The organism is Spirillospora sp. CA-108201 (assembly GCF_050936235.1).
GTDB lineage: Bacteria > Actinomycetota > Actinomycetes > Streptosporangiales > Streptosporangiaceae > Spirillospora.
This window is the reverse complement of the sequence record NZ_JBNJNE010000001.1, coordinates 193,892-219,899: the sequence shown is the minus strand read 5'-3', so window position 1 is coordinate 219,899 and position 26,008 is coordinate 193,892. Positions and strand designations below refer to the sequence as shown.

The following is a 26,008-nucleotide window of genomic DNA, read 5'->3' as shown; positions in this document are numbered from 1 at the left end:
CTCGATCAATCACCGCCGCCATGGCGTCAACGTCCAGTTCCTCAGCGACCGGCATGACGAGCTGATCTCGGCGTCCCCGGCCCTACCGGGGTCCACCCATGATCTGACCGCCGCCCGCGAGCGCGGCATCATCGACGCTCCGACGGACCGGGCGATCGCCTGCCACGCCGACCAAGGCGTATGTCGTAGCGGAAGGCGCGGTCGGCACTCCCTACAAGCGCAAGAAGCATCACAAGCTGGGAAAACGCAAGAAACTGTTCGACCTGCACCATGCCAAGCCCCGCGCCCCGGGCGAGCGGGGCGCCGCTGCGCTCAAGGGATGGCACATCCTGCGGAAGGCCCGCTGCTCACACAGCCGCCTATCCACCATCGTGCAGGCCATCCTCACTCTCCATCACCAGGATGGATGAGGATGGAATCAGCTCATGGTTCGTCCCCGACCGCATCGGGAGCGAGTGGGGCTGGTTGACCTCTTCGGGGATCTGCGAAGCGTACGAAACTGAGAGCGGTGGCTCCCCGGCTGGCTCCCGAGACTACGAAGCGGTCATCGGGACACACGAGACCAGGTCAGGGACGACGCCCTGACCTGCGGAAAGTTGGGGTGGGCGATACTGGGTTCGAACCAGTGGCCTCTTCGGGGTGAACACGATCAATCACGCCTCGAATATCTGTCTTTCCACCATCACCGCAGGTCATACGCAATACCTCAGCGCAGCACGGCGCGCCTTAAAGAAGATCAGGTCTGTTGAGATCTCCCACGGTTAACAGCTCGCAGGCTGACGACAGACATAGCACTGAGTAGTCGCTCATGCAACCAATCCGCGCTCGCCCACGACCCCGGGACCTACGAGGGCCGATGCCCGTCGGCTCCTGGCAGCATCGGCAGGGGTCGCCGACCGCTTGGCCAAGCAATATCACGTCTCCCACCGGCTCCGTGGCCCGAGGCGGACGCATTCGCGTTTTTTGCCCGCGGCTTCGTGATCGACACCCGTCCCAAGATCCGTATGGCACCTCCTGTCGCCCAACCGGAAGCCGCGCATCCTAGCGAATCAGTCTGAATCATCTAACGCCACCGCTCACTCTTCCGACGGCCGAAATCGGCTGTTGACAGGCAAGGTCTCTAGAGGTCTTCTTTATGGGAGATGCCTTCGAGCCTGAATGATTCAGATCGAATCAAAATGGATCACTGAGGAGCCTCATCGGTGGATGGAACAGAGCGGACGGCACCTTCCGCCAGCCAGCGGCGCCTCGCCGTCGAGTTACGTCGGCTCCGGGACCTCGCCGGGCTGTCCGGGAGAGAGATGGCCCACCGCATCGGTGTAAGCCAATCGAAGGTATCGCGCATCGAGTCCGGCCTGACCCTGCCCACCGTGCCCGAAGTTACGGCATGGTCGACTGCGGTCAACGCTTCGCCCGAAACCGCGGCACTACTCGAATCGCTCACCGAATCGGCGTTCACAGAGGTGCACCGCTGGTCGCGGATACTGCGGGATCGCCCGCATCTGCAGGGAGACATTCAGGAGGTGGAGAGCGAGTCGCACCGCGTCATGGTCTTCCAGAACGCAATCATTCCAGGACTGCTCCAAACCGCCGAATACGCCCGCCGCGTCTTCAGCTTCTTCTCGCCGGACGGCTCCGACGCCGGTCTGGCGGCCGCCGTGGCGGGACGGCTGGACCGCCAGCTCGCGCTCTTCGACCAGACCCGCCGTTTCGACTTCCTGCTCACTGAGGCGTCCCTGCGCTGGCGACCTGGGCCTGCGCAGCTTCTGCTGGCCCAGCTCGACCGGATCGCCTCGCTGGCGACGCTCGACAACGTGACGATCGGGCTACTCCCCCACACCATGGAGGCAGTCACCTATGTAACGCACAGTTTTGCACTGTTTGACCTCCGCGATGATTCGCGCGGAGACGGAGAGGCCATTGCCATGGTCGAGACAGTGCACGCCAATCTTACGATCAGCGATTCGGAGAGTATCGCGCGATACCGCCATAAGTGGCGCCTGTTAGAAGAGGCGGCCCTCTACGGCGACGATGCCCATATCCTGCTCGACGCGCTCGCCGGCGAGTTGAGCGCGGAGCAACGATGACGGCGCCCGCGAACGGGCGGGGAGCTGTTCGGCCCCCCGCCCGCGCATCATCAGACGGCGCCAGTCCGCGCCAGCACGAACTTCACCACGAGCTCGACGTACCGGCCGGCGAGCTCCCGCAGCCACGCACCCTGCCCGTTCCGCACCCGTCGACGGAAGTCGGCGTACTCCTTGCGGCTGAAGACGAGCCCGGGCTGGTACGGGTTCTTGGAATCCCTGATGACGACGGCCCCCGCCACCCGTTCGACAATCACGCAGCCGCCGCCGTCACACCGGAAGTCGAACTCCGGCATCTCACTGTTCCCTCGCATCGCACTTTCCCTTCGTGTCGCTTCGCGGTGTTCCGCGCTGCCACCAGACTCCACGGCACAGCTCCGCCGTGAGTCCGCAGCCGATCCGTCCTCACTCCGGTTTCACCCCTTTCTCGCTCCACCTTCCATCCGCTGTCCGTAACTGCGCGTTCGCGTCTGATGTGCTTGAGGAGGCAGTCGTGAAGTACCAAGTCCTCGGTCCCGTCGCGGCCCTGGGAACCGAGCGCGAGATTCCGCTCCAGCAGAAGGGCCAAGCGTTGCTCGCGGTGCTCGTCATGGAGCTCGGCCGGCCCGTCCCGCGGCAACGATTGATGGAGATCATCTGGGACGAGCCCGAACCGGTCGGTCGAGAGACCCGACTAATCCGGATCGTCAGCGAACTCCGCCAGCACCTCCGCGCGCTCGATCCCGAGGTGGTCGACCCATTGCCCGACGTGGGCGACGCCTACAGGCTCCTGATGCACCAGGAGGAAGCCGACGTACATCGCTTCCGAGCGAAAGCCTCGAAGGCGAAGACGCTTAACGGGGACGCGGCGGTGAGAATGATGAGCGACGCCTTAGCAGAGTGGACCGAAGGCCACGGTCTGTACGGCCGGCCCCTGGTGGGCGTCCGCAGCACCTGGGCCGACAGCAACCGCGAGAAGCTGCGAGCCGAGCACCGCGACGCCCACCTCTTCAGGTTGGAGCACATCGCACGAAACGGCGGCCACGAGCAGGTGGCGGAAGAATGCCGGATGCTTGACGACAACGCGGAGTCGCTGCTCGACGAGTCGTTCGTGGCCATGTGGATGATCACTGCCTACCGCACCGGCGGTTCCAACGCCCCTCTCGGTGTCTTCCGCCGGGCCGAGGAGCGCTTCAGGCACGCGCTCGACCGTCCTGTCGGTCGTCCACTCACCGAACTGGCCCGGCGCATCGAGGCACACGACCCCGAACTGGCAGGGCCTCAGGGCACCGCCCTCGCGCGCCTTCAACCTCCAAGTTCGGCGGGCGCTCGTCGCATCAACTCCATCACGGCCCAAACGAAAGAAACGACGACCATGGGTGAGCAGCACGACCGTCCTGTCTTCGACAACGATAATTCGGTCATCGCGGCGCAGGCAGGAGAGTTCAACGAGAAGGTCGTCATCAACCTCGGTGGTGTGTCACAGGTGACCAGCCCCGAGCAGGCCGAAAAGCCGGAGAACGACCAGGATGACACCGACGGGCAGGCGTCGTGAGCGGCCAGGAAGCAACTCACGGAGACGGGCAGGCGCCCTCATTCTCCAGCACCCGGGGGACGACCGGCGCGCAGGGCATCTTCAACGGCGAGGTCACCATCTACCTCGCCGATCCGGACGATCCTCCCGAGCGCAAACTCCAGGTCGCCAAGAACTACCTCTCCGCGCTCATGCCTGGACCAGCGCAGGGACTGCTGGTATCGGTGATCGGTCAGAAATACCGAACGAGCGAGGCCGCCTACTACTGGATGCTGGCCATCCTGAGCGGCAAGGCACTGGCCGACCTGGACACGGAGGCCCGTGATGCTCTCCAAAGCGCCTGGAAGCAGGTCCAGCAGAGCCAGGACCCCTGGCATACCGCCGCGACGGTCATCAAGAACCTGGTCGTACTACTTCAGGGACCGCAAGGAGACACGGCCGGAACGGCAAGGATGGATCAGATCCTGGCCTCGTTCGAGGATCTGCCCGAGGCCCGGCGCGAGGAAATCCGCCGCCACCTGGACTCTCTGCTTACGACCGGAATACGGCGGCAGTTCGAGCACGCCTACTCCGAGCGGATCCGCGATCAAAGGCTCGGAAACAAGCGCAAGGAGAGAGTGCCCAAGTTCTTCGAACCGGTCCCCTACCCGCCGCAAGACACCCTGTCGCCCAAGCCAACCCTCCATCCGGTTCGAGCGGCATTCTTCACCGTCACCATCACCATGGGCTTAACCGGCTTTGTGTGGGGCGAGACTTTGTCGTTTCGCCATGGCGGCGGCGTGGGGTTGATGCTCGCGGTGTCGGCGCTCGGCTGCTGTGCGCTGCTCGCCTGGTACGCGCCAACCCGGTTCCCTGCGCGATTCTCCCAATGGCAGGACGATCCGGCACCTGAGACAATGAGAAAAATGGCCGCCGCTGTGAAGCGAGTCTTCGAGCAGGTCCGGCGGAACGCATCCGACGGCGACAGTACCGAAGGCTGGATTGCGGCGACCAGGCCCCTCCGGTCGGCTTTGGTCAGGGAGTACGCGAGCGTCTACGGCAGCCCCAAGGTACCGCCGGGAGGCATCGACTACCTGATCAAAAGACATGCCCAGGACGCCTGGAAGCGCTTCCGTGCGGGGAAGCTCAGAATGCGGTCGAAGGCTACGCTTGGATTCGACTGCGCCGCCCTCGCTCTCGCGGCCACCGCGCTTGGCACGGTGATCCGCATTTTCCTCACCGAGCCGACACGCGCGGCCGGTCCGATCGGCCTCGTCTTCTGCGCCGGCGTCCTGCTTCCTGCAAGCCGCGGGGATGTCCTACTGGTCAGGCTGCTACGCAGAAACGGTGAGCGAGTCCTGGCGGCCCGACGGCTGCGCGTCGAGCAGAAGCTCTACGAGGACCGGTTGAGAGAGCTGGCCAACCGGCCCGAAGACACTGAGATGGCCCGCTGGCTGGACGACGACAAGCACTACTTCCGCACCCTGGTACTGAACCAGTACGGGCTGGAGAGCGAGGACGTCATCGCCGAGGCAGTGCTCAGCGAACCGGCACCAGGCTCCCGACGTTCGCGGGTCCGCCGCGGCCCCTGGCGCTACTCGGCATACATCCTGTGGATCTACCTGCTGACCAGCGCCGGCGTCAGGCAGATCGTCGTGCACCTGGACTTCGCCAGCGGAACGCTTAGTGACCAGCAGCGGACAGCGTTCCGCTACGACGCGGTCGCCTCAGCGAGCATCATCGAGTTCGGGATCTGCTTCAGCGAGAGCGGGCGGAACGTACTCCCCCAAGGACAGCGCAAGCACCGATCACCGGCTCCGAAGCCAGACACGGAGGCGGAAGAGAAGCCGGGTCCGAAGGCGACGTCGGATTCGGACCAAGAGCCGGTGGTGTTGCAACTGTTCCGGCTGGTCCTGATCAACCGGCAGCGTTTCGACGTGACCGTGGAACATCTGGCCGAGGTGGACGAGGGCCTCGGAGACGACACGATCTACTTGCGGCGGCTGGCTCTAGACGACTCAGGCGTGAGCAGTGCGCTGCGGATCCTGGAACAGGTTGCGGCCGAGGGCGCCGACTGGGCCCGGCACGCCCGGCTGCGCGCTGACCAGATCATTCTCTAGTTGTACCGCCCACGAAGGTTGTGAAAGCAGGGACACGGTCGGATGATCTTGGCATGAGGGAGGGCCTCCGGGTTCGGTGTGGATTGCGACATCTGCACCGGCTCCCCAGGAGGCCCTCATGCCCCACCGTAACGCCCCACTGACCGAGACCGGACGCCTGCGCCTGGCCCGTTGCGTGGTCGATGACAAGTGGCCGCTGCGGCGGGCTGCCGAGCGGTTCCAGGTCTCGCCCACCACGGCCAAGCGGTGGGCGGCCCGGTACCGCGCGCAGGGCGAGGCCGGGATGGCCGACCGCTCCAGCCCCACCAGCACCGCAGTCCGCGCCGCACCCCGACCCGCACCGAGGGCCGCATCATCAAGGTACATGTGCTGCGCCGGTGGGGACCGGCCCGCATTGGCTACCTGCTGGGCGTCCATCCCTCCACGGTGCACCAAGGGCTGACCCGCTACGACCTGGCCCGCCTGGCCTGCACCCAAATGCGCCCCGACGAGACCCAACAATTAGCGGTCGCGTTCAGGCAGCGGGCGCAGGCGTTCTTCGCCACCGCCGGGATCACCATCACCCGCGTCCTGACCGAAAACGGCTCGTGCTACCGCTCACACCTGTGGCGCGACACCCTCACCGCAGCCGGCATCACCCACAAACGCACCCGCCCTGAGGTTCCCCGGTAGCACGGACGGCTTGATATTCCCCTGCTTCTCCGGACTCGATTGTTGAGACCACGGGCTTGGTGACATCGAAGGATCGCCCTCTCATGCCCAAGCCGTATCCGCCCGAGTTCCGTCGCAAGGCCCTGGACCTTGTCGAATCCGGGCAGAACGTCCGCGAGGCCGCGGCAGCGCTCGGCATCGCCGAGTCGTGTCTGCACCGGTGGCCTTCACGCGATCTCGTCGAGTGAGGAGTCAAAGCCCCCAGCGCCGGAGCGGTGGAGTCGGCAGCCCTCGCCGCGGCCAACCAGCGAATCCAAGAGCTGGAGAACGAGGTCAAGATCCTGCGCAAGGCGGCCGCCGCAGTCGAGGAGTTGGTGCCCCCGAAACGGGTGTTCGAGCTCGTGACCGAGCTCGCCGGTGAAGGCGTCCCGGTCACGCAGGGACGCGGCCTGGTCGTGCTCGTCGCGGTCACCGTGATCGGCACCCTCGTCCCGAACCCGCTGCTGCAGAGGGGTGACGCGCCGAGCGGATGCCCCAGATCGTGATGGTGCCAAACGGAACACCACAGACCTCCATAAATATGCCAGCTCCACATCACTTAAATATGATCAACTATGGCAATTATTTAGCTTAAAAGGCTCTCAAATATAAACAAACTGGTTGCCTACTAGCTCCGAGAGGCCCAGGACGCATGTCGACCCCCGAGACGTCGACTTCTGCACATGCAAAGCTTGCACGTGCGCGATCACATGGGGCACGGTTTGCCCTGACGTCAGCCCCGTGCGTCAAGGGCCGTGCCTGGCGGGCCGCCCGACAGATGCCCTGAGAACCGGCGCGCCTCCCTCCGTTGAAGGGTTGACGAGCGTGGGCGTGGACAGTCCCCCTGGTGGGCCGGGCAAAGGCCCGGAGACCACCGACAAGCCCACCCCACCCGACGCCGGTGGCACGTCATCGCACGACCATCCCGGAGCGGACGGGAAAACGCCCCGCATGGACAGCCTCTCCGCAGCAGGCTGGAAGTTTCCGGGGCGACCCGATGCCGACACCGGGCAGTCCGGCGACCGCGACCCGAAGACCAACGGCTCCACCGCCGACCGGACCCGCGAGAAGGCACAGACGCAGAGTGGCACCCCGACCGGCGCCAAGCCGGACGCCAGGAAGGACCCCGAGACCGAAATAACCGACTCCTCCGGCCCCCAGCCCACCGAATCTGACGACGACAAAACCGACCCGGCCAAGACGGGCAACGGCAGCCCGGAAGCAGAAAGCCCCGCCCAGGCCGAGCCCGAGAACCCACGCCAGGACGAGGACGAACGCGGCAACGACGACTGCGAAGCCAAGACCGGCCGATCCGAAACCGGCAAGGCTGGCGCCCAGGGCAACCACGACAACCAGGAACCACGCCCCCAGGACAGCGGCAGCTCCACCGGGGAAAAGACCGACGACCTCCAACCACCCCAGCAGCCGCCCTCCCGCCTGGAAAGCCTCGCCCGCGCCCGCGAAGCACAACACGAATACGCAGAGCAACTACGCGCCAAGTTCAAAGACACCCTGCCCCCCAAGGACACCGGACAACAACCCCTCAGCGAACACGGCGATCAAAATGCCCCGCCTGGAAACGAAAACACGGGCGGGCAGGAGCCCGGGCCCGAAACACAGCCCCCAGTGACCGAGACACCACCCGGCGGCAGCGACGACAGTGACACCGACGACAGCGGCGGCGACAACGACGGCGAGGGCAACGGCGAGGACGACAGGCCGCCTGAGGAGCCGGCGAAGGCCCCGAGCCAGGGGGACTCGCGGCCTGAGCCAGAAGTGACGAGTCCCGTCACGGAGGAGCAGCAGCGATCCTTCGAGCAGAGCCAGCAGCATCTCGACGGTCTCAGCAAGAGGAAACAGACAGAGGAAGTCGGCAAAGGCTTCGAAAGAGACGGTCAGAGATACAAGCCCGAAGCTGCTCTGCTCAAGGCCGCAAAGCACGGTGTCGACTGGTCTGAAGGAATGGCTCGCGCGATAAGAGATGGTCGGCCGCAAGGGCAGTTCGGTAGCGCAGCAGACGTCCGGTACGCGACGGAGTGCGGGGCCGAACTGGGACCGAAGAAAACGGGCTTCTTCAGACTGCCCGAAGGGCATGACTGTATAGAGTATCATCCAGACGGCGCGACAAGCACACCGGACAGCATTTTCGTCAAGGTCTACCCCAACGGCAAGGTCCACGCTTACCCGCTCACCCGAGGTGGAAGTAAATGAATTTTTGGCTGCAAACAGGAAACCCTGAGACCCTGAAGGTCGAGTCGGCCGAGGACATGGCGGACGCAACAGGGCAGATGTATCCCATGGATACCGAAGACGCCATCTTGTTCTGGAACCGCGTCCCCGTGCGACTCGAATACCGTTACGATATTCCCGTCCTGCTTGATGACCTGGTCCCGCTGCTTGAAGAGGTCCAAAATCCGGAGTTTTCCCGGACACAGATCCACTGGGGATCCGACACTTTCTCCACCGAATGGAACATCGCACGCGACGGAGATTCCCTCAGAATCGATTCGCGCTGGGACAGCGTTCATGGAAGCTACGAATTTGTTCTCAACGAGAGAAGTCAGTTGACCGTAAGTATCGACTCTTTCGTAGCCGAGTGGCTGAAAGTGCTACGCCGCATCACATCCGACCTCGCCGTCCGCCATGTACGCCTGGAAGATGATGACATCGCGACCCGGGCGAAGACGTTGTCATCGAAGTCGAACTGACCTTCAAGAGAGCGGACGTACGTCCCTTCGGATACAAGGCCGAAGACCCGGCCGGGTGAGCAGATGCCCACATCTCCGGCGACCGGCTGAGCCGGCTCCGGAAGCTGGATACCAAGTGCAGACGTTCCCCTCGGCTGCCAGCAGCTCCTTCTCTGTCGCGGGATCGCGGATCTGTACCTCCGCCCCTTCGGCGGCACACCCGGCGGAGACCAGCCGCGCGTCTCCCGCGCGGTGGCCACTTGAGCCGAGGAACGTGATGGGCCTGCGCGCCTCGATCACCCCGTAGCTCTGCACGAGGTCGCAGGCGAGCGCCGTGCACGCCTCCCTCGATCACCGCGGGCGGCATCGATGATCCGCCGTAGACGAGGGTCTCCAGGCTCCTCAGGTCGGCGGCCGCCACCGCCGGGCTCTGCCCAGGGTCCGGACGACCGCCGGGACGCTCAGCATGTGCGTGGCTCGGACGTCCGCCAGCACGCGCAGGAGGCCCTCGGGCGAGGCGTCGATAAGGAAGACCGACCGCGCTCTCCGGCCCAGGCAGCAGAAGAGCCGTCCCGTCCCCGAGACGCTGGAACAGCGGCGCGGGGACGCACACGACCGATCCCGGGCCGACCTCCCATGGCGCGATCGTCGCCAGGTTCGCGGCGATGGTGGCACTGGTCAGCTGCACCGCCTTCGGTTGGCCCGAGGTCCCGGAGGGTCTAGTACTGCAACAACAGGTTGTGATCACGGCGCTGCGTACGGTAGGCAGTGGTGGTGGTCACGATCGATGTCGAAGCCTGGTCGCGGGAATTCTCTGACTTTCTGGCTATGTTCGCTCATCGTTTTCCCCGGGTGGAGTCACGCCGCCAGGCAGCCTCCTACCTGCGTGGACTCCTGAGCGAGTTGGAGCGGAAGAACGGATGGACTCTTGCTGAGATGTCGGGTGAGAATGGTCCTGAGCGTCTTCAGCGTCTACTGAACTTCTACGCCTGGGACACGGATGGTTTGCGGGACGACATTCGTACTATGGTCGCTAAATCCATCGGGGACCCTGAACAGGGTGTGCTGATTCTTGATGACACAGGGTTCCTAAAGAAGGGCATGCGGTCCGCTGGGGTGGCCCGCCAGTATTCAGGGACCGCCGGCAGGATCGAGAACTGTCAGATTGGCGTTTTCTGCGCCTATGCGAGTCCTGCGGGGCGGGCGCTAATCGATCGTGAGCTTTATCTGCCGAAGTCGTGGACTGAAGACCGTAAACGGTGCCGCCAGGCGGGTATCGGCGATGAAGTGGAGTTCGCCACCAAGCCCGATCTGGGCAAGGCCTTACTTGAACGGGTGGTCGCATCGGGGATCCCCTTCCGGTGGGTCACCGCGGACGCGGCCTACGGGCAGGTGTGGCGGCTGCGGTGGTGGATGGAAGAACGCGGCATCGCCCACGTGGTCGCCGTTCCCAAAACGCAGATGGTGATCTCGATGAAGCTGACCCAGGAGCGTGTCCACCACTTGATCGACGAACTGGAGGAGGACGCGTGGCAGCGGCTGAGCTGCGGAGACGGAGCTCATGGTCCACGGTTGTACGACTGGGCTGCTGTCGACATCAGACCATTTCGTGAACCCGGAGCAGGGCACTGGCTTCTTGCGCGCAGAAGCATCAGCGATCCGAATGAAATCGCCTACTACATCTGCTTCGCCCCAGAGCAGACTCTCCTCAAGGAATTGGTGCGTGTGGCGGGCAGTAGGTGGGCCATCGAGGAGTGCTTTCAAGCGGCCAAGAATGAGACAGGATTCGACCACTATCAGGTCCGCGGCTACCAGGCCTGGTATCGGCACATCACTTTGTCCATGGCTGCTTCCGCCTTCCTGCTCAGGCTCCAGCGGGCCTGCCAAAAAGGGGAGATCTCGAATACCTGCCGGTAGGTATTCGCCCGCTGAGCATCAACGAGATCCGTCGCCTGTGGAACCGCGTCGTAATGCGCACCACACACTTCATCGACCACGCTCTGAAATGGTCTGAATGGAGAAGACGCGCCCAGCAACGAGCCAGAGACAGCCACTATCGCAGACGCGAGAGACACAACCTGTCGTTGCAGTACTAGGTCCTGTTTCCTGGATCTCCTGAGGTGATCAGGGGTTTGGGTTCAGGCTGTTCGGCATGGGTGGCCGTGGGGATCTGACGAATGGTGAGTGGGAGCGGCTGGAGCCGCTTCTGCCTCGTGGTGGTGGGCGTGGTGGCCGGTGGAGTGATCACCGGGTGGTCATCAACGGTGTGCTGTTCCGGGTCCGGACGGGTGTGCCGTGGCGGGACCTGCCGGAGCGTTTTGGGTCGTGGGAGACGGTCTATAAGCGGCATCGTCGCTGGTCGGCCGATGGGACCTGGGAGTTGCTGCTGGCGCGGGTCCAGGCGGCCCAGGACGCCGAGGGCGCGATCGACTGGGAGGTGTCGGTGGACTCCACCACGGCGCGGGCCCACCAGCACGCCGCCGGCGCACCACGGGCGGCGCCGCCGGTGGTTGCTGCTCAAAAGGGGTCCCAGGGCGGGACGAAGCGGGGCGATCCGGTGCTGGGGAGCCTGTGCGTCCGCCTCGCGGAGGTGGTCAGGTAGCCGAGTGCCTAGGCCGTTCACGTGGTGGCTTCACCACCAAGATCCACCTGTCGGCCGACGGCCGGTGCCGACCGCTCTCCTTGGTTCTGACGCCGGGGCAGCACGGGGACAGCCCGCAGTTCGAGGCGGTGATGGAGAAGATCTCGGTGCCCCGTGTCGGGCCGGGCCGGCCCCGGACCCGGCCCGGCAGCGTCAGCGCCGACAAGGCCTACAGCTCTGGAAAGAACCGCCGCTACCTGCGGCGACGCAAGATCCGGCACACCATTCCCGAGCCGAGGGACCAGCGGGCCAACGGTGAACTCGTTCCCGGAGCGGCACGGTCGCCTTCCACGGCGTCCGGTTCGAGGGCGGCGCCGGGGCGACTTCGCCGAAACCCTCTGGCGCGCGGGGAGCGCTGAGAACTGATGGAGAACCGGGGGTGCCGATGACAAAAATGTGCGTCGTTCGCCGACCATCCCCGGCAATGCTGCGGTTCCATGGTGACCACGATGCGAAGAAGGTCATCGACCGCCGTCGCCGTTGTTGTCGCTGTCATGTTCGCCGCCCTCCCGTCGTGTTCCTCGGATTCTTCGAACGGGTCTCCCGCCACGGGCCATCCCGGCAGGTCGGGCTCCGGGTCGCCGGCGCCCGAGCCCACGCCGACCGGGCCGTGTGCTGACGGGACGTGTGAAATCAAGGTCGCCGTAGGGGACGTGGTGACAGTGCCGGGAAAGTACGGCCTCGGCCCGATCGAGGTGACGGCGATCAATGGCCGCTCGGTCGAGATGGTCGCGCCGCTGACGGGGTCGGGCTACAGCATTTCGGGCTGCTCGGGCGGTGGCAGCGTTTCGTCGCAGGGCGGCGGTGTCCGGCTGAGCTGCGACAAGGGAACCGCCGCGACCATCAACAACACCATGAGCCTGGAAGTCGTCAAGATCCTCGGCACCGCCGCCGTTCTGCGCATCCAACCCGCCCGGTGAACGCTAGAACCAGGTCTGGAACCAGTTCACACCCGACCGACGCAGCCAGATACAACCAGCCACCATGCCCGCACCTATCAGCAGGAACAGCCCCCCGAAACTGCGGACCGCCATCGGATCGTTGAACAGGGCCATCCAACAGCCCAGGCCAATGAAGGTGAGGCCGAACACCAAGCAGGAAAGCGGGCTCATCGGGACGAACATCGACTCAGTATCGCCCTCGCCGGCCCCGGCCTGGGGCGTCTGCCCGCCTGCTGGTATCACGTCCGGGACGATCAGCGACGCTCCCGGTTCAGAAACAAGCGCTTGCGATGCAGGCACATCTCGCTTCGGAGGGAAGTCATGGGCTATCAGGAACGACGGCGCGAATTGATCGCCAAGCGGGCCGCGCCGCACCTGGAGCCAGGGGAGCAGATCCAGACGGGGTTCATCGCACAGACCGGTTGGTGGATCTTCACCGTCCCAGCGGCGACGTTCATGGCCACCGACCGCGCAATCCTGGTCGTGGGCCGCGGCGGCGTGCAGCGTCTCCCTCGCGAGTTCCGCTTCGGCGAGCCGACCGGGCTGTACCACCGGATCGAACTCGACCGCACCTACAAGGTGCACCGGCAGTACCACGCCGAGATCAAAGCCGCCGACGAGGCATTGCGCGAAATGCAGGCCCGCGGTGACCTGCCGGAGAGCGAGCAGCACTGAACCCCCGGCGGGGCCGGTGCCGCCACATCCCCAGCATTCGGCCGCCGCTCACCCGCTGCGGGTTCACAAGCCTGCGCCACCCATCGTTAGTAAATGCTCCGCGCGCCTCGGAGCCGGTCCGATCTATGAAACCGGTCGCTGTGCACTAGGCGCCACCGCAGGTCAGTGTGCATCCGGGAGCGAAGCCTTGCGCCGCGCCCGCGCTGTCGGCGACTCGCCCCCTCGCTACCTGTGGTGATGCCCGCGGTCGGCCGGACGGGATCGGTGCACTGGTGGGCCTCTGGGAGGCGGCATGGGCGCAGGTCGGCAGCCCCTACCGCTAATTCTGCAGGACGCGGGCTCCCTGCACACCGGCCTGCCGGGCATGCCGCAAGGCAGACTCCCGCCAGACACTGGCCCTGAAATCGCGGGACATCCTCCCCGACGAGGAGCACGTCCGCAGCGAGGACCACCTCGCCACGATGCACCTGCTCAGGGACGACGCCGTCATGCGTGTGCTGTACCGGCGAACGCTGGCTCCCTTCTCCGAGCTCAAGAAGGAGCAGCGCGACCGCCTCTGCGAAGCGCTCCTCGCCTGGATCAGCACCGGCGGGTCGGTCATCGAAGTCGCCTCGCTCCTCCAGGTGCACCCGCAGACGGTCCGCTACCGCATGCGCCGCCTCGAAGAGATCTTCCCCGGCCGTCTCAATGACCTCGACTGGCGATTCGAGATGCAGCTCGCCTTACGCGCCCGCCAGCTCACCCTCCACTGTCGAAGACGGAAGCACCAACCGTCTGGCCGACGAAGGCGGAACGCCACCGCCTCCCAGCCCGGGGGGTGACGGCATCACGCCTCAGCATTGCCAGCGTCAGATGGCTTGCGAAGCACCTCGCTGGAACTACACGAGAACGAATGTTCCAAACCTGTTCGCCCAGCGCGGCGTCACGCGGCGTCACCGAATCGCGCGCCTGATCGGCATGGCTCTCCCTGCTCCGCTCGTGGCGGTGCGCGGCACGGTCAGATGGCCGAATGATCGGGTCGCGCGAGAGGCCATGTGATGCTCAGGCCTCCGTCGACGACGAGGTTGTGCCCGGTCACATGGGCCGCCAGGCCACTGGACAGGAACAGCGCGGCGGCGGCGATGTGGGCCGGCGACGCCAAGCGTCCGAGCGGGGTGCGTGCCGAGTTCTCGCGGATCGCCTCCGCGAACCGCGGGTCGGCGACCATGTGCGGTGTCAGGGTCGCCCCCGGCGACACCGCGTTGACACGGATGATCTCGGGGCCGAGCTCGACGGCGGCGGTGCGGACCATCGACAGCAGCGCCGCCTTCGACATCCCGTAGAGCCCGTGTCCGGGTGCGCTGGTCAGAGCCGACACCGACGCGACGAACGTGAACGATCCGCCGCCGGCGGTGCGCAGGTAAGGGACCGCGGCCCGCAGTACGCCGAGGGCCTGGCCGGCGACGATCCCGTCCTGCCAGGCCCAGTCGCCGGCGCCGGCCTCCGAAAGCGGCGCCCACCGGACCAGCCCGACGACGTCGGTGACGCCGTCGATGCGGCCGGTTCGGCGGGCGGTGTCCGACAGGACCCGGTCGAACCGTCCAGGACTCGTGATGTCGCAGGTCGCCGCCGTCCCGCCGGTGGCCTCGGCGACCGCGGACGCCTGGGCCGGGTCCACGTCGACGCAGACGACGTGCGCGCCGGCGGCGGCCAGCGCGCACGCGGTCTCGCGGCCGATCCCGGGCCCGACGCCGACGACGACGTGCGTCCGGCCGTCGAGCCGGAGCAGTTCGGCATAGTCGACGGTCATGAGCCGTCGGCCTTGCCCGCTGCGCCGGTGGTGTTGGGGAACCGGCCGGTCTCGACGCCGGCCATGTAACCGCCGTCGACCCACAGCACCTGGCCGTTGAGATAGCTGGCGCCCGGGCTGGAGGCGAACGCGAGCACCGCGGCCTGCTCGGCCGGTTCGGCGACCCGGCCCAGCGGCATCGGGATGCCGTCGAGGAACGCGTCGCCGCGCGCACGCCGGGAGTCGGCGAGGATCGGGGTCTCGGTGAGACCGGGGCAGACGCAGTTCATCCTGATGCCGCGTTCGGCGAGCTCGACCGACCGGTGGAGCGTGTACCAGATGATCGCGTCCTTCGAGACGGAGTAGCCCGTGCCGAGCTCGTCGGCATGCTCGTCGCACCAGCGTCGCGCCTCGTCGCGGGCGGTGGTGTTCAGCAGTCCGGCGACGAGGTCCTGGCGCCGCCGGTAGTGCGAGCCGGCGATCGAGCCCGTGTTCGCGATGGCGGCCCCGGCCGGCATGCGCGGCAGGAGCGCCTCGGTGAGCTCGCGCGTGCCGACGAAGTTCACCCCGATGATGGTGGTGAGACCGGCCGTGCCGGAGATCCCTGCGACGTTGAACAGCGCGTCGACCGGGCCGTCGATGGCGGCGGCCGCCGCGCTGATGGACGCGGAGTCGGCGAGGTCGACCGGATGGAACGCCTCCACCCGGACGGACGGGCGCCGGCGATCAAGGCCGATCACCTGCGCGCCGCGCGTGGCGAGCTGCGCGGCGAGCTGCTCGCCGATGCCCGACGCGCAGCCGGTCACCACGGCGCGGCGGCCGGAGTAGTCGCCCTCTGGCATGGTCATCGTCCTTCCGGCGTGTCGGTGAGGAAGTCGAGCAGCAGATCGTTGACGACCTCGGCGCGCTCGATCTGGGGGCAGTGCCCGGCGCGGTCGACGACCGCGCTGCGGCCGTGCGCGACCCGTGCGGCCAGCTGTTTCGCCCAGCCGGCCGGTTTGACCTTGTCCGCGCCGCCTTCGACGAACAGCGTCGGGACGGTTATCCGTTCGTACTCCGGTTCCGGCGTCCCCGGCCCGCGTTCGGCCCGCGGGCGGCGGAAGCGCGCTGCCGCGATCGCCTCCCAGGCGCCCGGTGCGGTGCTGGAGTCGTACCGTCGTTGCACGTACGCGTCGTCGTCGGCGTAGGCCGGGTCGTGGAACAGCGCGGTGACGATGCGGCGCATCGCCGGCAGCGTGGCGTCGTAGTCGTAGAGGGCCGACACGTGGTCGTTGCGCAGGATCTCGCCACCGCCGCAGATCGCCACGAGGCGGCGGGCCGGGAGCAGCGGGGCGGCGGACGCGGCGTCGACGAGCATGTTGACGGCGCCCATCGAGTTGCCGACGAACGTCGCCCCGGTGATCCCGAGCAGTTCGCAGAACCGGGCGACGTGGCGGATCCGCAGGCCGCGCCCGTCGGTGAAGTCGATGACCTTCGCGGTCCGTCCGTATCCGAGCTGATCGGGTGCCACGACACGGTACGAGGACGCCAGCGCGGCGACGGTGCGCTCCCATGCGAGTTCGGCGTTCGCGCCGAACTCTCCCCCGTGGAGGAGCACGACCGGCTCACCGTCGCCGGCGTCCAGATATCCGGTGGTGAGGCCGTCGACCTCGACAGTCCTGCGGTACACGGTGGGTGCGGTGCTCATATCGTCGGCGCCTTCGTCCCGGTGACGGCGTGGTGCGCGGCTCGATGGCCCCAGGTGACGGCCGGGCCGATGGTCCCGCCTGCGCCTCCGTAGGCCATCCCCGTCGTACCGGCCATGGCGTTGCCGGCCGTGTACAGGCCCTTGATGGGCCGGCCGTCGATGTTCAGCACCTGCCCGTTGTCGTCGGTGCGCGGGCCGCCCTTGGTGCCCATGCAGCCGATGTCCACCCGCACGGCGTAGAACGGTGCGGTGTCGATCGGTCCCAGCGTGCGTCCGGCGAGCGTCGGCGCCGCGGTGTCGCCCCAGTGTCCGTCGTAGGCGCTGTCGCCCCGGTGGAAGTCCGGGTCGCGGAGGTCGGCGACGTGGCGGTTCCATGTGCCGACGGTGTCCGCGAGCGAGGCTCCGTCGATCCCGGCGGCGTCCGCCAGGTCGGCGAGGGTGGCGGACTCGTGGAACCACTCCGGGACCGCGTCGCCGGCGGTGACGCCGAGGAAGCCGTAGCGGACCAGGTGCTCGTGGTCGAACACGATCCAGGCGGGGATGTTCGGGTACTCGAACAGCGCCGGGTCGAACTGGTGGAACGCTCCGCCCATGCTGTTGTAGTCGCCGGCCTCGTTGGTGAACCGCCGGCCGTGCCGGTTGACCATGATGCTGCGCGGCCGGGTGCGTTCCAGCCGTACGCTGCGGTTGCGCTGGTGGCCGCCGAGCGTGTCGCCGGCGATCTGGACGATCGGCACCCACCAGGCGTGGGTCATGTTGCCCAGTGCGGCGCCGGCCTTCATGGCCATCCGCAGCCCGTCGCCCATGTTGTTCGGCGGCGATGTCGGCCCGTTCATCGGGCCGCGCAGGAAGGTCCGGACCAGTTCCGCGTCCCACTCGAACCCGCCGGTCGCGATCACGACGCCGCGCCGGGCGTGCACCGTTCGACGTCCTTCGGGCGTCTCCACGACGACACCGGTGACCGCGCCGCCGTCGACGCTCAGCTCGACGGCGCGCGCGGACGTGCGCGGTTCGACCCCGAGATCGAGCAGGCCGCGCAGGAGCGCTCCGACCAGGGCCTGGCCCGTCACCCGCACGTCGCCGCCGGATCCGTTCCCGCCGTCGCGGCCGCCCCAGAGCCGTTCCCGCGTCTCGGCGTCGAACCCGACGTTGCTGTAGTCCTTCGGGAACGCCGTCACCCGGTCGGCCCAGTCGCCGAGGTCGGCGAAGTCGAACGGGGCCGGGTTGAGCGACCGTCCGCCTTCCGGCTTGCCTCCATCGTGCTCCGGCTTGTAGTCGGGGAACCCGTCGGCGACCGAGAGCCGCAGCGGCGTGTGCGCTTCGAGGAACTCGACCGCCGGGGCCGCCGAGCGGACGAACACCTCGGCTAGGTGCTCGTCGATCGTGCCGTTCGCCAGCGCCCGCAGGTAGGTCATCGCATCCTCGGCTGGCAGCGGTACCGGGGCGTCCGGTCGCCGGTGGGCGGGCACCCACACGACACCGCCGGACACGGCGGTAGTCCCACCGACCTTCGGGGTCTTCTCCAGCACGGCCACCGACGCGCCCTGGGCCGCGGCGGTCACCGCCGCGGACAGGCCGGCGGCGCCGGTGCCCAGGACGACCAGGTCGTAGGTCTCGTCGACGGGGTGGGTCATGCTGATTCTTCCTCTCGCGAAGGTGCGGTGCCGCTCGGGCGCCGGAGCCGTTCGGCGACGTGCTCGGCCGCCACGTATCCGAAGGTCATCGCCGGGCCGATGGTGGCGCCGGCACCGGCGTAGGTCCGTCCCATCACGGCCGCGGACGCGTTGCCGACGGCGTAGAGGCCGTCGATGGGGCCGCCGTCCCTGCGCAGGACGCGGGCGTTCTCGTCGGTGAGCAGGCCGCCGTTGGTGCCGAGGTCGCCGAGCACGATCCGGAACGCGATGTACGGCGGCTCGCCCAGCGGCGCGAGGTTCGGGTTGGGCAGCGTCGGGTCGCCGTAGTAGTGGTCGTAGGCGCTTTCGCCGCGGCCGAAATCGTCGTCGTGTCCGCGGGCCGCGAGCTCGTTGTACCGGCGCGCGGTCTCGGCCAGCGCCGCGGCCGGCACGCCGATCTGGGCGGCGAGCTCCGGCCAGCTGCCGGCCTGTTTGACCGCGCCGCTGTCCAGCCACGCCTTCGGCACCGAGTAGCCGGTCGGGGCCGGCGCGAACGGGATGCGTGGCAGCGGCAGGTGGCCGGCGATCACGTACCGCCGCCATGACCTGATGTCGGTGATCAGCCAGCAGGGGATGTGCTCGACGCCGCCCTCCCGCCCGGCGATCATCGCGTGCCCGAAGTCGGTGTACGGGCTGGCCTCGTTGATGAAGCGCCGGCCGGCGCGGTTGACGATGAACTGGGCGGGCATCATCCGCTCGTTGAGCAGCATCTGCTTGCGTCCGTCCGGCCAGGCGAGGGTGGGGAACCACCAAGCCTCGTCCATGTGCCGCACGGCGGCGCCGGTCTCCAGGCCGGCGCGCAGGCCGTCGCCGGTGTTCTCCGGTGCGCCGAAGCTCCAGTCGGCGTCGAGGTACGGGTGGTGCTCGTCGCGCAGGCCGGCGTCGTGGTCGAACCCGCCGGACGCGAGAACGACCCCGCCCCGTGCCATGACGCGGACGGTCCGGCCCTCGTGTTCGACCACCGCTCCCACCACGCGGCCATCGGCGGTGATGAGCGACTTCATCGGGGACTCGAGCCAGATGCGTGCGTCCAGCCGGCGCAGGCCTAGCCACAGGTGCGCGGCCAGTGCCTGCCCGAGCCCGGCGACCCGCTCGCCGAGCACCCGTGCGCGCAGCATCCGCCACACGAACCGCAGCAGGATCAGCTTGCCGCGCCAGGACTGGCGGATCGTGTAGAAGGTCCGCAACTCCAGCGGGCGCATCCACATGCCGCGCGGCGCCTGCCCTTCGGGCTTCAGCAGCTTCTCCTCGTCCCGCCCGAGGACGCGCAGGTCCACCGGCTCGAGGTTGATGACGCTGCCGCGCGCCGACCCGCCCGGCACCTCCGGGTAGTAGTCCGGATAGCCCGGCTTCCAGACGAGGTCCGCGTCGGTCAGCCGGTCCACGAGATCGAGCATCCGCGGGCCCGCTTCCACGTACCTGCGCAGCCGCGCGTCCGGGACCTCGCCGGCGGTGATCGTCTTGAGGTAGCCGAACACCTCACCGGGATCGGGGCGGTAGCCCGCCTTGACCTGGGCGCGGGCGCCGGGGATCCAGATGCCGCCGCCGGACAGGGCGGTCGACCCGCCGAACCGTGCCGCCTTCTCCACCAGCAGGGTGTCCAGCCCGGCCGCGCGGGCGGTCAGGGCCGCCGTCATGCCGCCGCCGCCGCTGCCCACCACCAGGACGTCGACGGTGAGCTCCGCCGGCTGTTCGGTCTCTCGCGCCATGCTCACACTCCTCCTCCGGGGCGCACGGTCTCGCGGGGCCGGGCGGTCGTGACGGCGAACCCCGCGATGTACTCGGGGATCGGCCGGTAGTAGCGGTCGACGACGTCGTAGGGCCCGTGCTCGGCGAGCGCCGCGTAGGCGGCCACCCAGGTCCGGATCTCGTGCGCGCCGCAGCCATGGCGGCCGATGTCGTCGTCGGTCCAATGGTCGAGTTCGTCTAGGCCCTGCCCGGCCAGGAGATCCAGGAACGCCCGGTCCCAGTCCGGGGACAGCGGCCAGCGTTCGCTCGTCCCGGCGGCGAGCCGGGCTCCTTCGGCGATCGCGCCCGCATGCTTGCGTTCCGCCTCCTCCGCTGTCAGCGGGCGGCCGTCGACGATGCGCTCCACCATCGGCGGCGGTGCCGTCTCCAGGGTGGGCACCGGCGGATCGTGGGACAGCCCGCCCGAGCCGAGGACCAGGACCTTCTCCGGGCGGTCGGCGAAGAAGCGGCCGACCGCGGCGCCCAGCGCCCGCGCCCGCCGGAGCGGACCGCGCGGTTCGGCGGCGGCGTTGACGAAGACCGGGACGACCGGGCGGGCGTCCAGCGCGCCGAACAGCGCGGTGAGCGGCTGAGCGGTGGCGTGGTCGAGCTCCATCCGGCGGGAGACCGCGATGTCGACCCCCTGGTCGAGGACGCCGCGCGCGAGCTCGGCCGCCGTCCGCTCGGGAACGTCGAGGTCACCGGCGGCGCTGTCGTAGTCGCCCACCGTCCGTGCCCGCGTCCCGACGCAGAACTGCGGCATCAGGCGGTGGAAGAACCCGTTGTAATGGTCGGGGACGAAGACGACGACCACGTCGGGGTCGAAGTCGCCGGCGAAGCGCCGTGCGGATCCGATCGCCGCGGCGACGTCCGCCTCAAGCTCCGCCCGCTGCCTGGTGATCTCCAGAAGCGGGCTGTGCGACATGCAGCACAGGGCCAGTGCCATCGTGCTCTCCAGGGTCGAGGGACAGGGCTTCGGCGAGCGCGCGAGACACCTCCGGCGCATGCTGGGCGATGCACGCCCCGGCGACGAACCGGTCCGGCCGCAGGAAGACGACCGAAGCGCTCTGGCCGTCGAACCACCGCTTCAGCGCGCCGTCGCGGTCGCCGACGACGTCGATGCCGGCGTCGTCCGCGTCGGCGGAGTGCAGCTGCGACTGCGGGCGGAGCGCGACGAGTCTCGCCCCGAGCTTCACCCACCGGCCGCACTCGTCGCCCAGCACGGTCCGCGGGTCGTTGTTCCAGCACAGGACGCTGAACCAGGGACCCAGGACGTCGTCGAGAAGCAGGTTCTGCTCCGTCCGGGTGTCGACCCGCGGCTGGATGAACTGCTGGCCGACCGGCGTGGTCGACGGGTCGGAGTGCAGGTAGGCGACGGCGCCCTGCCTGTACCGCGGCATCGGCTTGAATCTCATCTCGACGATGTACCGCTTCACGCCGGGGACGATCGAGGCCGCCATGGCGACGGCGTCGCGGACGGCGGCGAGGCGGCGGCTGGTCGGGGAGACGAACTTCCCGACGGTGGTCGACAGATCGATCATCGCCTTCGCGTGCGTCCGGCGCTCGACGTCGTAGGAGGTCAGCAACTCCGCGCCCGCGTCGCCGCGGACGACCGCGGCGAGTTTCCAGCCGAGGTTGGCGGCGTCCCGGATCCCGCTGTTGTAGCCCTGCCCCTGCCACACCGGCATCAGGTGCGCGGCGTCGCCGGCGAGGAACACCCGGCCGGAACCGAACGCCCCGGCGATGCGGGAGTGGTGCGTGTAGACGCGTTTGCGGATGACCTCGACGTCCCGCGGATACGGGATGTGGCGTGCCATCAGGCCGCTCAGGAAGTCCGGGTCGTCGGCGAGCGCGTCGGGCTCGTCGTCGCGCACCATGAACTCGAAGCGGCGGATTCCGTGCGCCAGGGACACCGACACGAAGGGCCGCCGCGGGTCGGCGCCGACGTAGACGTTCGGGGTGCCGATCGGGTCGGTGCGCAGGTCGACGACCAGCCACCGGGTGGGCGACGTCGTCCCTTCGAACGTCGTGCCGAGCAGGCGGCGGGTCGTGCTGCGCCCGCCGTCGCATCCGACGAGGTACCGGGCGCGGAGGGTGTCGCGGCGGCCCTGCGCGTCGACGACGGTGGCCTCGGCCGCCTCGCCGGTCTGGGTCAGATCGTCCAGCGTCGCGTCCCACCGGACCCGCACGCAGTCGAACCGGTCGAGTCCGGCCAGCAGTTCGGCGTCGACCAGGGGCTGGACGAACCCGTTGCGGCGAGGCCATCCGTACGGCTGCTCGCTGGGCGAGATCTCGGCCAGGACGCGCCCCTTGCCGTTCACGAAGCGCATGATCTGGTTCGGGTTGGTGTGCGGCAGGACCCGGTCGACCATGCCCACCGTCTGGAACGCCCGGAGCGACTCGTCGTCCAGCCCGACGCCTCTCGGGTAGTCGATGAGGGTGCCGCGCGCCTCGATGATCGTCGTCCGGACGCCGTAGAGGCCGAGGGCGTTGGCCAGCGTCAGCCCGACCGGGCCGGCACCGACGATCAGGACGTCCGCGTCCGGGTCCGGGGGCAGGTCGGCGGACGCGGCGTCCGTCCGGGCGGCGTCCTCGGGCCCCGTCGGGGCGTTCACCGCGCCGCCCGGAGGAAGTCGATGTGGATGCGGTTGAAGGTCTCGGCGTCCTCGTACTGCGGCCAGTGGCCGCAGCCGTCCATGACCACGAACCGCGCGCCGGGCACCATGTCCGCGACGCGGCGGCCCTCGTCGGTGCCGGCGGTCGGGTCGTGGCTCGTCCACAGCACCAGCGTCGGCGCCAAGATCTTCGCGTAGTCCTCGGCCACCATCAGGTTCCGGGCCCGGATCTCGGGGTCCTGCAGCGCCATGATGTCGCTCATCGCGTCGGCGAACCCGGGCTGCCGGTAGATGCGCTGGCGGCTCGCGATGATGTCGTCGTAGTCGGCGTCCTTGTCGGCCATCAGCCACAGCACCCGCGCCCGCACCGTCTCCCAGTCCGGGTTCCGTGCCGCGTGCATGGACAGCGTCCGGATGCGTTCCATGACCGCGGGGTCGGCCTGCGAGCCGCCGACGGTGTTGAGGACGAGGCGGGCGACGCGGTCCGGATGGTCGACGGCCGTGCGGGCGGCGACCCAGCCGCCCAGCGATTCGCCGGACAGGTGCGCGCGCTCGATGCCCACGGCGTCCAGGAAGTCCACCAGGTGTTCGACGTAGTCGGCGACCTCCAGCGGGCGGCCGGTGCGATCGGTGTACCCGTGGCCCACCATGTCGATCGCCCACGTGGAGAAGTGCTCGGCGTGGGCCGCCAGGTTCCGGGCGTATGCCTCGGCGTGGCCGCCGGTCCCGTGCAGGAACACGAGCGCGGGCGCGCCGTCGGCTCCGGCGTGCAGGTAGCGGGTCCTCCGGCCGCCCGCGGACACGAAGCCCTGTTCGAACGGGACGGCCTGGAGATCGCTCCAGATGCTGGCGAACGCAGTCACATGCCCACCTTCGGTGTTGACGTCGCCGCCGGGCGACCGAGGCCGCTCCGGCGGCTCTGTGTGCAAATATTGCTCTACACAGTGCTATAGATGCATGAACTCTCTTCCTCGCTCCCATTTCTTGTCAACCCCCCGCCCCACTCGGAGGTCGCCATGACCCAGCCCGCACGATCCACGGCCAAGCCGGACACCCGAGCCGCGAGGGAGCGTCCCGACGGCGGCGCGCCGGCGGGGGCGCAGACCCTCGCGCGCGGGCTGACCGCGCTCACCCTCATCAGCGAGTCGCCGCACGGGCTGGGCATCCAGGAGGTCGCGCGCGAGCTCGGCGTCCACCGGACCGTGGCGTCAAGGCTGCTCGCCACGCTCGCGAGCTTCCGTCTCGTCGCCCGCCATGACGACGGCCGCTTCCGCCCGGCGGCGGCGCTGGCCGTCCTCGGCGCGTCGTTCGACAACAGCGTCCGCGAGGTCGCCATGCCGGTGCTGCGCCGGCTCGCGCACCGCACCGGCACGACGGCATCGCTGCTGGTCGCCGAGGACGACGAGCAGGTCGCGATCCTGGTGATCGTGCCGCACGGCGTTCCGTACCGCCTCACGTTCCAGGAGGGCAGCCGCCGGCCGCTGGAGCGCGGCGCGGCGGGACTGGCGCTGCTCGCCTGCGCCCCTGCGCGTCCCGGCGAGCGCGAGGAGATCACGTTCGCCCGCGACCGCGGCTGGGTGATGACGCACGGCGAGGTCGAACCGAACACCTTCGGGCTCGCCGTCCCCGTGCCGCGGACCGCGCCGGCACCGCAGACCTGCATCAACCTGATCTCCCATCGATCGGACGTCCTGGAGGCGGGCCTCGGCCACGTCACGGCCGCCGCGGCCGAGCTCGGCGAGCTGCTCAGCTGACCCCGGATGCGGAGATCAACGGCCGCCACCTTCGTCCCCACCTCTTGACATCCGCGTCTCGGCGCGTTGAGACTCGTGCACCACGTGCAGCTAACGTTCGCATCTAAGCGTTATTTGCACAACGGCCGGGCGTTCGACCGGCCCCTCCACCCCAGCGGCCGACAGATGTCGCCTCCTCGCGAATCGAGGGAACCCCAATGAACTTCCGCAGGACTCGGAACGGCATCGCCCTGGCGGCCGCCGGCCTCCTCGCACTCGGCCTGACCTCCTGCTCGTCCGGCGGCAGCGGGTCGTCCGGCGGCGACTACGTGATCGGCTTCTCCGACGGGCTCACCGGATCGCTCGCGACCTACACGGCGGGCGAACTGCGCTGGACCAAGGCGGTCTTCAACGCCGTCAACGCCTCCGGCGGGATCGACGGCCACAAGATCCGCCTGAAGGCGCTGGACCAGGGCGAGGCCGGTTCGGGGAAGGCCACCGCGAACGTCATCCAGCTCGCGACCAAGGACAAGGCCACCGCGATCCTCGGCCAGCTGATCAGCAACGACTGCTCGTCGGTCGCGAAGGTCGCCGAGCGATACAAGACGCCGGTGCTCTGCCAGCGCGGCACCGAGTCCGACCTGAACCCGCCGAGCAAGTACGTCTTCCTCGACACCGACATGGAGACCATGGAGGTCGAGCCGCAGATTAAGTTCATCAAGAGCAGGGTCACCAAGCCGAACCCCCGGGTCGCCGTCTTCTACAGCGACCTCATCGGACCGCTGAACTGGTCCAACCGCTGGAAGAAGGAAGCCGCCGCGAACGGCATGACGGTCTCGACGGTGCAGAAGGAGGCGCTGTCCGCGACGAACATCGACGCGAACATCGCGGCGATCGTCGCGTCGAAGCCCGACGTCGTCGTCGCCGAGATCTTCAACCAGTTCTACAAGCCGCTGGTGGACGGGCTCGCGGCGGCCGGCCTGGACGTCCCCGTCGTGACGACGTCCGGCGCGGTAATCGGCTCGACGATGAAGTCGATCGGGCGCGCGAACCTGTACCAGACCACCATCACCAAGCCCGCGATCGTCGACGACCCGTCCAATTCCGCCGGGCTCAAGGCGACCCTGGCCGAACTCGGCAAGCTGGGCACCAAGACCACCGACGCGCTCATGGACGGTGAGGGCACCATGCCCGCGGTGGGCCCGTACATCGTGGTCGAGGCGCTGAAGAAGTGTGGGTTCCCGTGCAGCGGCCAGAAGATGTCCACCGCGCTCGAGCAGGTCACCACCGACGCCGACGGCCTCGTGCCCGGCTCCTTCGGCTACTCCCCCACCTCGCACATCGGCGTGAAGAACCTCGTCTTCATGCACTGGGACCCGGCGAAGCGGACCTACACGGTCGCCGCGACCGAACCGGCCGGCCAGGCCTTCGACGGCTGACCGCCTTCGGCATCCCGACCGGAAACGAGCAGGAA

Annotated in this window: 23 protein-coding genes and 3 pseudogenes; 16 read left to right on the top strand and 10 right to left on the bottom strand. The window is 68.2% G+C overall.

Annotated elements, in window-relative coordinates; translation table 11 throughout:
* Window positions 1-185: 185 nt before the first annotated feature.
* Both ACQEU6_RS01040 and ACQEU6_RS01035 read left to right on the top strand, forming a co-directional pair.
* Window positions 186-410: pseudogene (locus ACQEU6_RS01040) on the top strand (transposase family protein); the annotation flags it as partial.
* 792 nt (window positions 411-1,202) lie between these two features.
* Complete coding sequence (locus ACQEU6_RS01035) at window positions 1,203-2,087, top strand: helix-turn-helix domain-containing protein (protein WP_499328683.1); 885 nt, start codon at window positions 1,203-1,205, stop codon at window positions 2,085-2,087.
* 50 nt (window positions 2,088-2,137) lie between these two features.
* Here ACQEU6_RS01035 and ACQEU6_RS01030 read toward each other — a convergent pair whose 3' ends face one another.
* Window positions 2,138-2,398, bottom strand: coding sequence for a DUF397 domain-containing protein (locus ACQEU6_RS01030; protein WP_499328681.1), 261 nt, complete (start codon window positions 2,396-2,398; stop codon window positions 2,138-2,140).
* Window positions 2,399-2,577: 179 nt separating this feature from the next.
* On the opposite strand from ACQEU6_RS01030, the gene ACQEU6_RS01025 reads away from it, so the two are divergent.
* The 10 genes and pseudogenes from ACQEU6_RS01025 (at window position 2,578) to ACQEU6_RS00980 (ending at window position 12,634) form a co-directional block, all read left to right on the top strand.
* Window positions 2,578-3,618: an AfsR/SARP family transcriptional regulator gene (locus ACQEU6_RS01025; RefSeq protein ID WP_499328679.1), complete on the top strand. Its 1,041-nt coding sequence runs from the start codon at window positions 2,578-2,580 to the stop codon at window positions 3,616-3,618.
* Window positions 3,615-5,696, top strand: a complete 2,082-nt coding sequence (locus tag ACQEU6_RS01020) for a hypothetical protein (RefSeq protein WP_499328676.1) — start codon at window positions 3,615-3,617, stop codon at window positions 5,694-5,696. The genes ACQEU6_RS01025 and ACQEU6_RS01020 overlap by 4 nt, the downstream gene beginning before the upstream one ends.
* Before the next feature lie 118 nt (window positions 5,697-5,814).
* A pseudogene (locus tag ACQEU6_RS01015) lies at window positions 5,815-6,365 on the top strand (leucine zipper domain-containing protein); the annotation flags it as partial.
* Window positions 6,366-6,451: 86 nt separating this feature from the next.
* Window positions 6,452-6,595, top strand: a complete 144-nt coding sequence (locus ACQEU6_RS01010; protein ID WP_499328674.1) for a transposase — start codon at window positions 6,452-6,454, stop codon at window positions 6,593-6,595.
* Window positions 6,596-6,622: 27 nt separating this feature from the next.
* A complete protein-coding gene (locus tag ACQEU6_RS01005; protein ID WP_499328672.1) occupies window positions 6,623-6,892 on the top strand; it encodes a hypothetical protein in 270 nt (89 codons plus the stop codon).
* 445 nt (window positions 6,893-7,337) lie between these two features.
* Window positions 7,338-8,597 carry a hypothetical protein gene (locus tag ACQEU6_RS01000; RefSeq protein ID WP_499328670.1) on the top strand — a complete coding sequence of 420 codons (1,260 nt, stop codon included), beginning with the start codon at window positions 7,338-7,340 and terminating at the stop codon, window positions 8,595-8,597.
* Window positions 8,594-9,094: a hypothetical protein gene (locus ACQEU6_RS00995; protein ID WP_499328668.1), complete on the top strand. Its 501-nt coding sequence runs from the start codon at window positions 8,594-8,596 to the stop codon at window positions 9,092-9,094. Before ACQEU6_RS01000 ends, ACQEU6_RS00995 begins: the two co-directional genes overlap by 4 nt.
* A gap of 807 nt (window positions 9,095-9,901) precedes the next feature.
* Window positions 9,902-10,990, top strand: coding sequence for an IS701 family transposase (locus ACQEU6_RS00990; RefSeq protein WP_499340068.1), 1,089 nt, complete (start codon window positions 9,902-9,904; stop codon window positions 10,988-10,990).
* A 235-nt stretch (window positions 10,991-11,225) separates the two neighbouring features.
* Window positions 11,226-11,968 (top strand): annotated as a pseudogene (locus ACQEU6_RS00985) (IS5 family transposase); the annotation flags it as partial.
* A 399-nt stretch (window positions 11,969-12,367) separates the two neighbouring features.
* Window positions 12,368-12,634 (top strand): hypothetical protein, encoded by a 267-nt coding sequence (locus ACQEU6_RS00980; RefSeq protein WP_499328666.1) that lies wholly within the window; start codon window positions 12,368-12,370, stop codon window positions 12,632-12,634.
* A 3-nt stretch (window positions 12,635-12,637) separates the two neighbouring features.
* Here the strand turns inward: ACQEU6_RS00980 and ACQEU6_RS00975 are convergent, their stop codons facing one another.
* Window positions 12,638-12,838, bottom strand: coding sequence for a hypothetical protein (locus ACQEU6_RS00975; protein WP_499328664.1), 201 nt, complete (start codon window positions 12,836-12,838; stop codon window positions 12,638-12,640).
* Window positions 12,839-12,976: 138 nt separating this feature from the next.
* Between ACQEU6_RS00975 and ACQEU6_RS00970 the strand changes: the two genes are divergently transcribed.
* Together ACQEU6_RS00970 and ACQEU6_RS00965 are read left to right on the top strand one after the other, a co-directional pair.
* On the top strand, window positions 12,977-13,330 hold the full coding sequence (locus tag ACQEU6_RS00970) for a hypothetical protein (RefSeq protein WP_499328661.1): 354 nt from the start codon (window positions 12,977-12,979) through the stop codon (window positions 13,328-13,330).
* 488 nt (window positions 13,331-13,818) lie between these two features.
* Window positions 13,819-14,151: a helix-turn-helix domain-containing protein gene (locus ACQEU6_RS00965; RefSeq protein ID WP_499328659.1), complete on the top strand. Its 333-nt coding sequence runs from the start codon at window positions 13,819-13,821 to the stop codon at window positions 14,149-14,151.
* A gap of 176 nt (window positions 14,152-14,327) precedes the next feature.
* Here ACQEU6_RS00965 and ACQEU6_RS00960 read toward each other — a convergent pair whose 3' ends face one another.
* From ACQEU6_RS00960 to ACQEU6_RS00925, 8 genes are read right to left on the bottom strand one after another with little or no spacing between them, the layout of a single operon-like run.
* The gene (locus ACQEU6_RS00960; RefSeq protein WP_499328657.1) at window positions 14,328-15,119 is read right to left on the bottom strand and encodes an SDR family NAD(P)-dependent oxidoreductase; all 792 of its coding nucleotides are present in this window, start codon (window positions 15,117-15,119) and stop codon (window positions 14,328-14,330) included.
* The gene (locus tag ACQEU6_RS00955; RefSeq protein ID WP_499328654.1) at window positions 15,116-15,946 is read right to left on the bottom strand and encodes a coniferyl-alcohol dehydrogenase; all 831 of its coding nucleotides are present in this window, start codon (window positions 15,944-15,946) and stop codon (window positions 15,116-15,118) included. The genes ACQEU6_RS00960 and ACQEU6_RS00955 overlap by 4 nt, the downstream gene beginning before the upstream one ends.
* Entirely contained in the window at window positions 15,943-16,785 is an 843-nt protein-coding gene (locus ACQEU6_RS00950; RefSeq protein ID WP_499328651.1) for an alpha/beta fold hydrolase, read from the bottom strand. Before ACQEU6_RS00950 ends, ACQEU6_RS00955 begins: the two co-directional genes overlap by 4 nt.
* A complete protein-coding gene (locus ACQEU6_RS00945; RefSeq protein ID WP_499328649.1) occupies window positions 16,782-18,419 on the bottom strand; it encodes an FAD-dependent oxidoreductase in 1,638 nt (545 codons plus the stop codon). The genes ACQEU6_RS00950 and ACQEU6_RS00945 overlap by 4 nt, the downstream gene beginning before the upstream one ends.
* Entirely contained in the window at window positions 18,416-20,167 is a 1,752-nt protein-coding gene (locus ACQEU6_RS00940) for an FAD-binding protein (protein ID WP_499328647.1), read from the bottom strand. Before ACQEU6_RS00940 ends, ACQEU6_RS00945 begins: the two co-directional genes overlap by 4 nt.
* Window positions 20,168-20,169: 2 nt before the next feature.
* Window positions 20,170-21,132: a 3-carboxyethylcatechol 2,3-dioxygenase gene (locus ACQEU6_RS00935; RefSeq protein ID WP_499328645.1), complete on the bottom strand. Its 963-nt coding sequence runs from the start codon at window positions 21,130-21,132 to the stop codon at window positions 20,170-20,172.
* Window positions 21,062-22,801 carry a bifunctional 3-(3-hydroxy-phenyl)propionate/3-hydroxycinnamic acid hydroxylase gene (locus ACQEU6_RS00930; RefSeq protein WP_499328643.1) on the bottom strand — a complete coding sequence of 580 codons (1,740 nt, stop codon included), beginning with the start codon at window positions 22,799-22,801 and terminating at the stop codon, window positions 21,062-21,064. The genes ACQEU6_RS00935 and ACQEU6_RS00930 overlap by 71 nt, the downstream gene beginning before the upstream one ends.
* Complete coding sequence (locus ACQEU6_RS00925; RefSeq protein ID WP_499328641.1) at window positions 22,798-23,664, bottom strand: alpha/beta fold hydrolase; 867 nt, start codon at window positions 23,662-23,664, stop codon at window positions 22,798-22,800. Before ACQEU6_RS00925 ends, ACQEU6_RS00930 begins: the two co-directional genes overlap by 4 nt.
* Window positions 23,665-23,817: 153 nt before the next feature.
* On the opposite strand from ACQEU6_RS00925, the gene ACQEU6_RS00920 reads away from it, so the two are divergent.
* Window positions 23,818-24,555, top strand: coding sequence for an IclR family transcriptional regulator (locus ACQEU6_RS00920; protein WP_499328639.1), 738 nt, complete (start codon window positions 23,818-23,820; stop codon window positions 24,553-24,555).
* Between the two features lie 197 nt (window positions 24,556-24,752).
* Window positions 24,753-25,973 (top strand): ABC transporter substrate-binding protein, encoded by a 1,221-nt coding sequence (locus tag ACQEU6_RS00915; RefSeq protein ID WP_499328637.1) that lies wholly within the window; start codon window positions 24,753-24,755, stop codon window positions 25,971-25,973.
* The last annotated feature ends 35 nt before the right edge of the window (window positions 25,974-26,008 follow it).

Excerpts from the sequence above, each read along its gene's own strand:
- ACQEU6_RS00995 (WP_499328668.1), top strand. The coding sequence starts at position 8,594 with ATGAATTTTTGGCTGCAAACAGGAAACCCTGAGACCCTGAAGGTCGAG.
- ACQEU6_RS00965 (WP_499328659.1), top strand. The coding sequence starts at position 13,819 with ATGCGTGTGCTGTACCGGCGAACGCTGGCTCCCTTCTCCGAGCTCAAG.
- ACQEU6_RS01010 (WP_499328674.1), top strand. The coding sequence starts at position 6,452 with ATGCCCAAGCCGTATCCGCCCGAGTTCCGTCGCAAGGCCCTGGACCTT.
- ACQEU6_RS00940 (WP_499328647.1), bottom strand. The coding sequence starts at position 20,167 with ATGGCGCGAGAGACCGAACAGCCGGCGGAGCTCACCGTCGACGTCCTG.
- ACQEU6_RS00915 (WP_499328637.1), top strand. The coding sequence starts at position 24,753 with ATGAACTTCCGCAGGACTCGGAACGGCATCGCCCTGGCGGCCGCCGGC.
- ACQEU6_RS00970 (WP_499328661.1), top strand. The coding sequence starts at position 12,977 with ATGGGCTATCAGGAACGACGGCGCGAATTGATCGCCAAGCGGGCCGCG.
- ACQEU6_RS01030 (WP_499328681.1), bottom strand. The coding sequence starts at position 2,398 with ATGCGAGGGAACAGTGAGATGCCGGAGTTCGACTTCCGGTGTGACGGC.
- ACQEU6_RS00975 (WP_499328664.1), bottom strand. The coding sequence starts at position 12,838 with ATGTTCGTCCCGATGAGCCCGCTTTCCTGCTTGGTGTTCGGCCTCACC.
- ACQEU6_RS00945 (WP_499328649.1), bottom strand. The coding sequence starts at position 18,419 with ATGACCCACCCCGTCGACGAGACCTACGACCTGGTCGTCCTGGGCACC.
- ACQEU6_RS00955 (WP_499328654.1), bottom strand. The coding sequence starts at position 15,946 with ATGACCATGCCAGAGGGCGACTACTCCGGCCGCCGCGCCGTGGTGACC.
- ACQEU6_RS01000 (WP_499328670.1), top strand. The coding sequence starts at position 7,338 with ATGGACAGCCTCTCCGCAGCAGGCTGGAAGTTTCCGGGGCGACCCGAT.
- ACQEU6_RS00950 (WP_499328651.1), bottom strand. The coding sequence starts at position 16,785 with ATGAGCACCGCACCCACCGTGTACCGCAGGACTGTCGAGGTCGACGGC.
- ACQEU6_RS00920 (WP_499328639.1), top strand. The coding sequence starts at position 23,818 with ATGACCCAGCCCGCACGATCCACGGCCAAGCCGGACACCCGAGCCGCG.
- ACQEU6_RS00960 (WP_499328657.1), bottom strand. The coding sequence starts at position 15,119 with ATGACCGTCGACTATGCCGAACTGCTCCGGCTCGACGGCCGGACGCAC.
- ACQEU6_RS00990 (WP_499340068.1), top strand. The coding sequence starts at position 9,902 with ATGTTCGCTCATCGTTTTCCCCGGGTGGAGTCACGCCGCCAGGCAGCC.
- ACQEU6_RS00935 (WP_499328645.1), bottom strand. The coding sequence starts at position 21,132 with ATGGCACTGGCCCTGTGCTGCATGTCGCACAGCCCGCTTCTGGAGATC.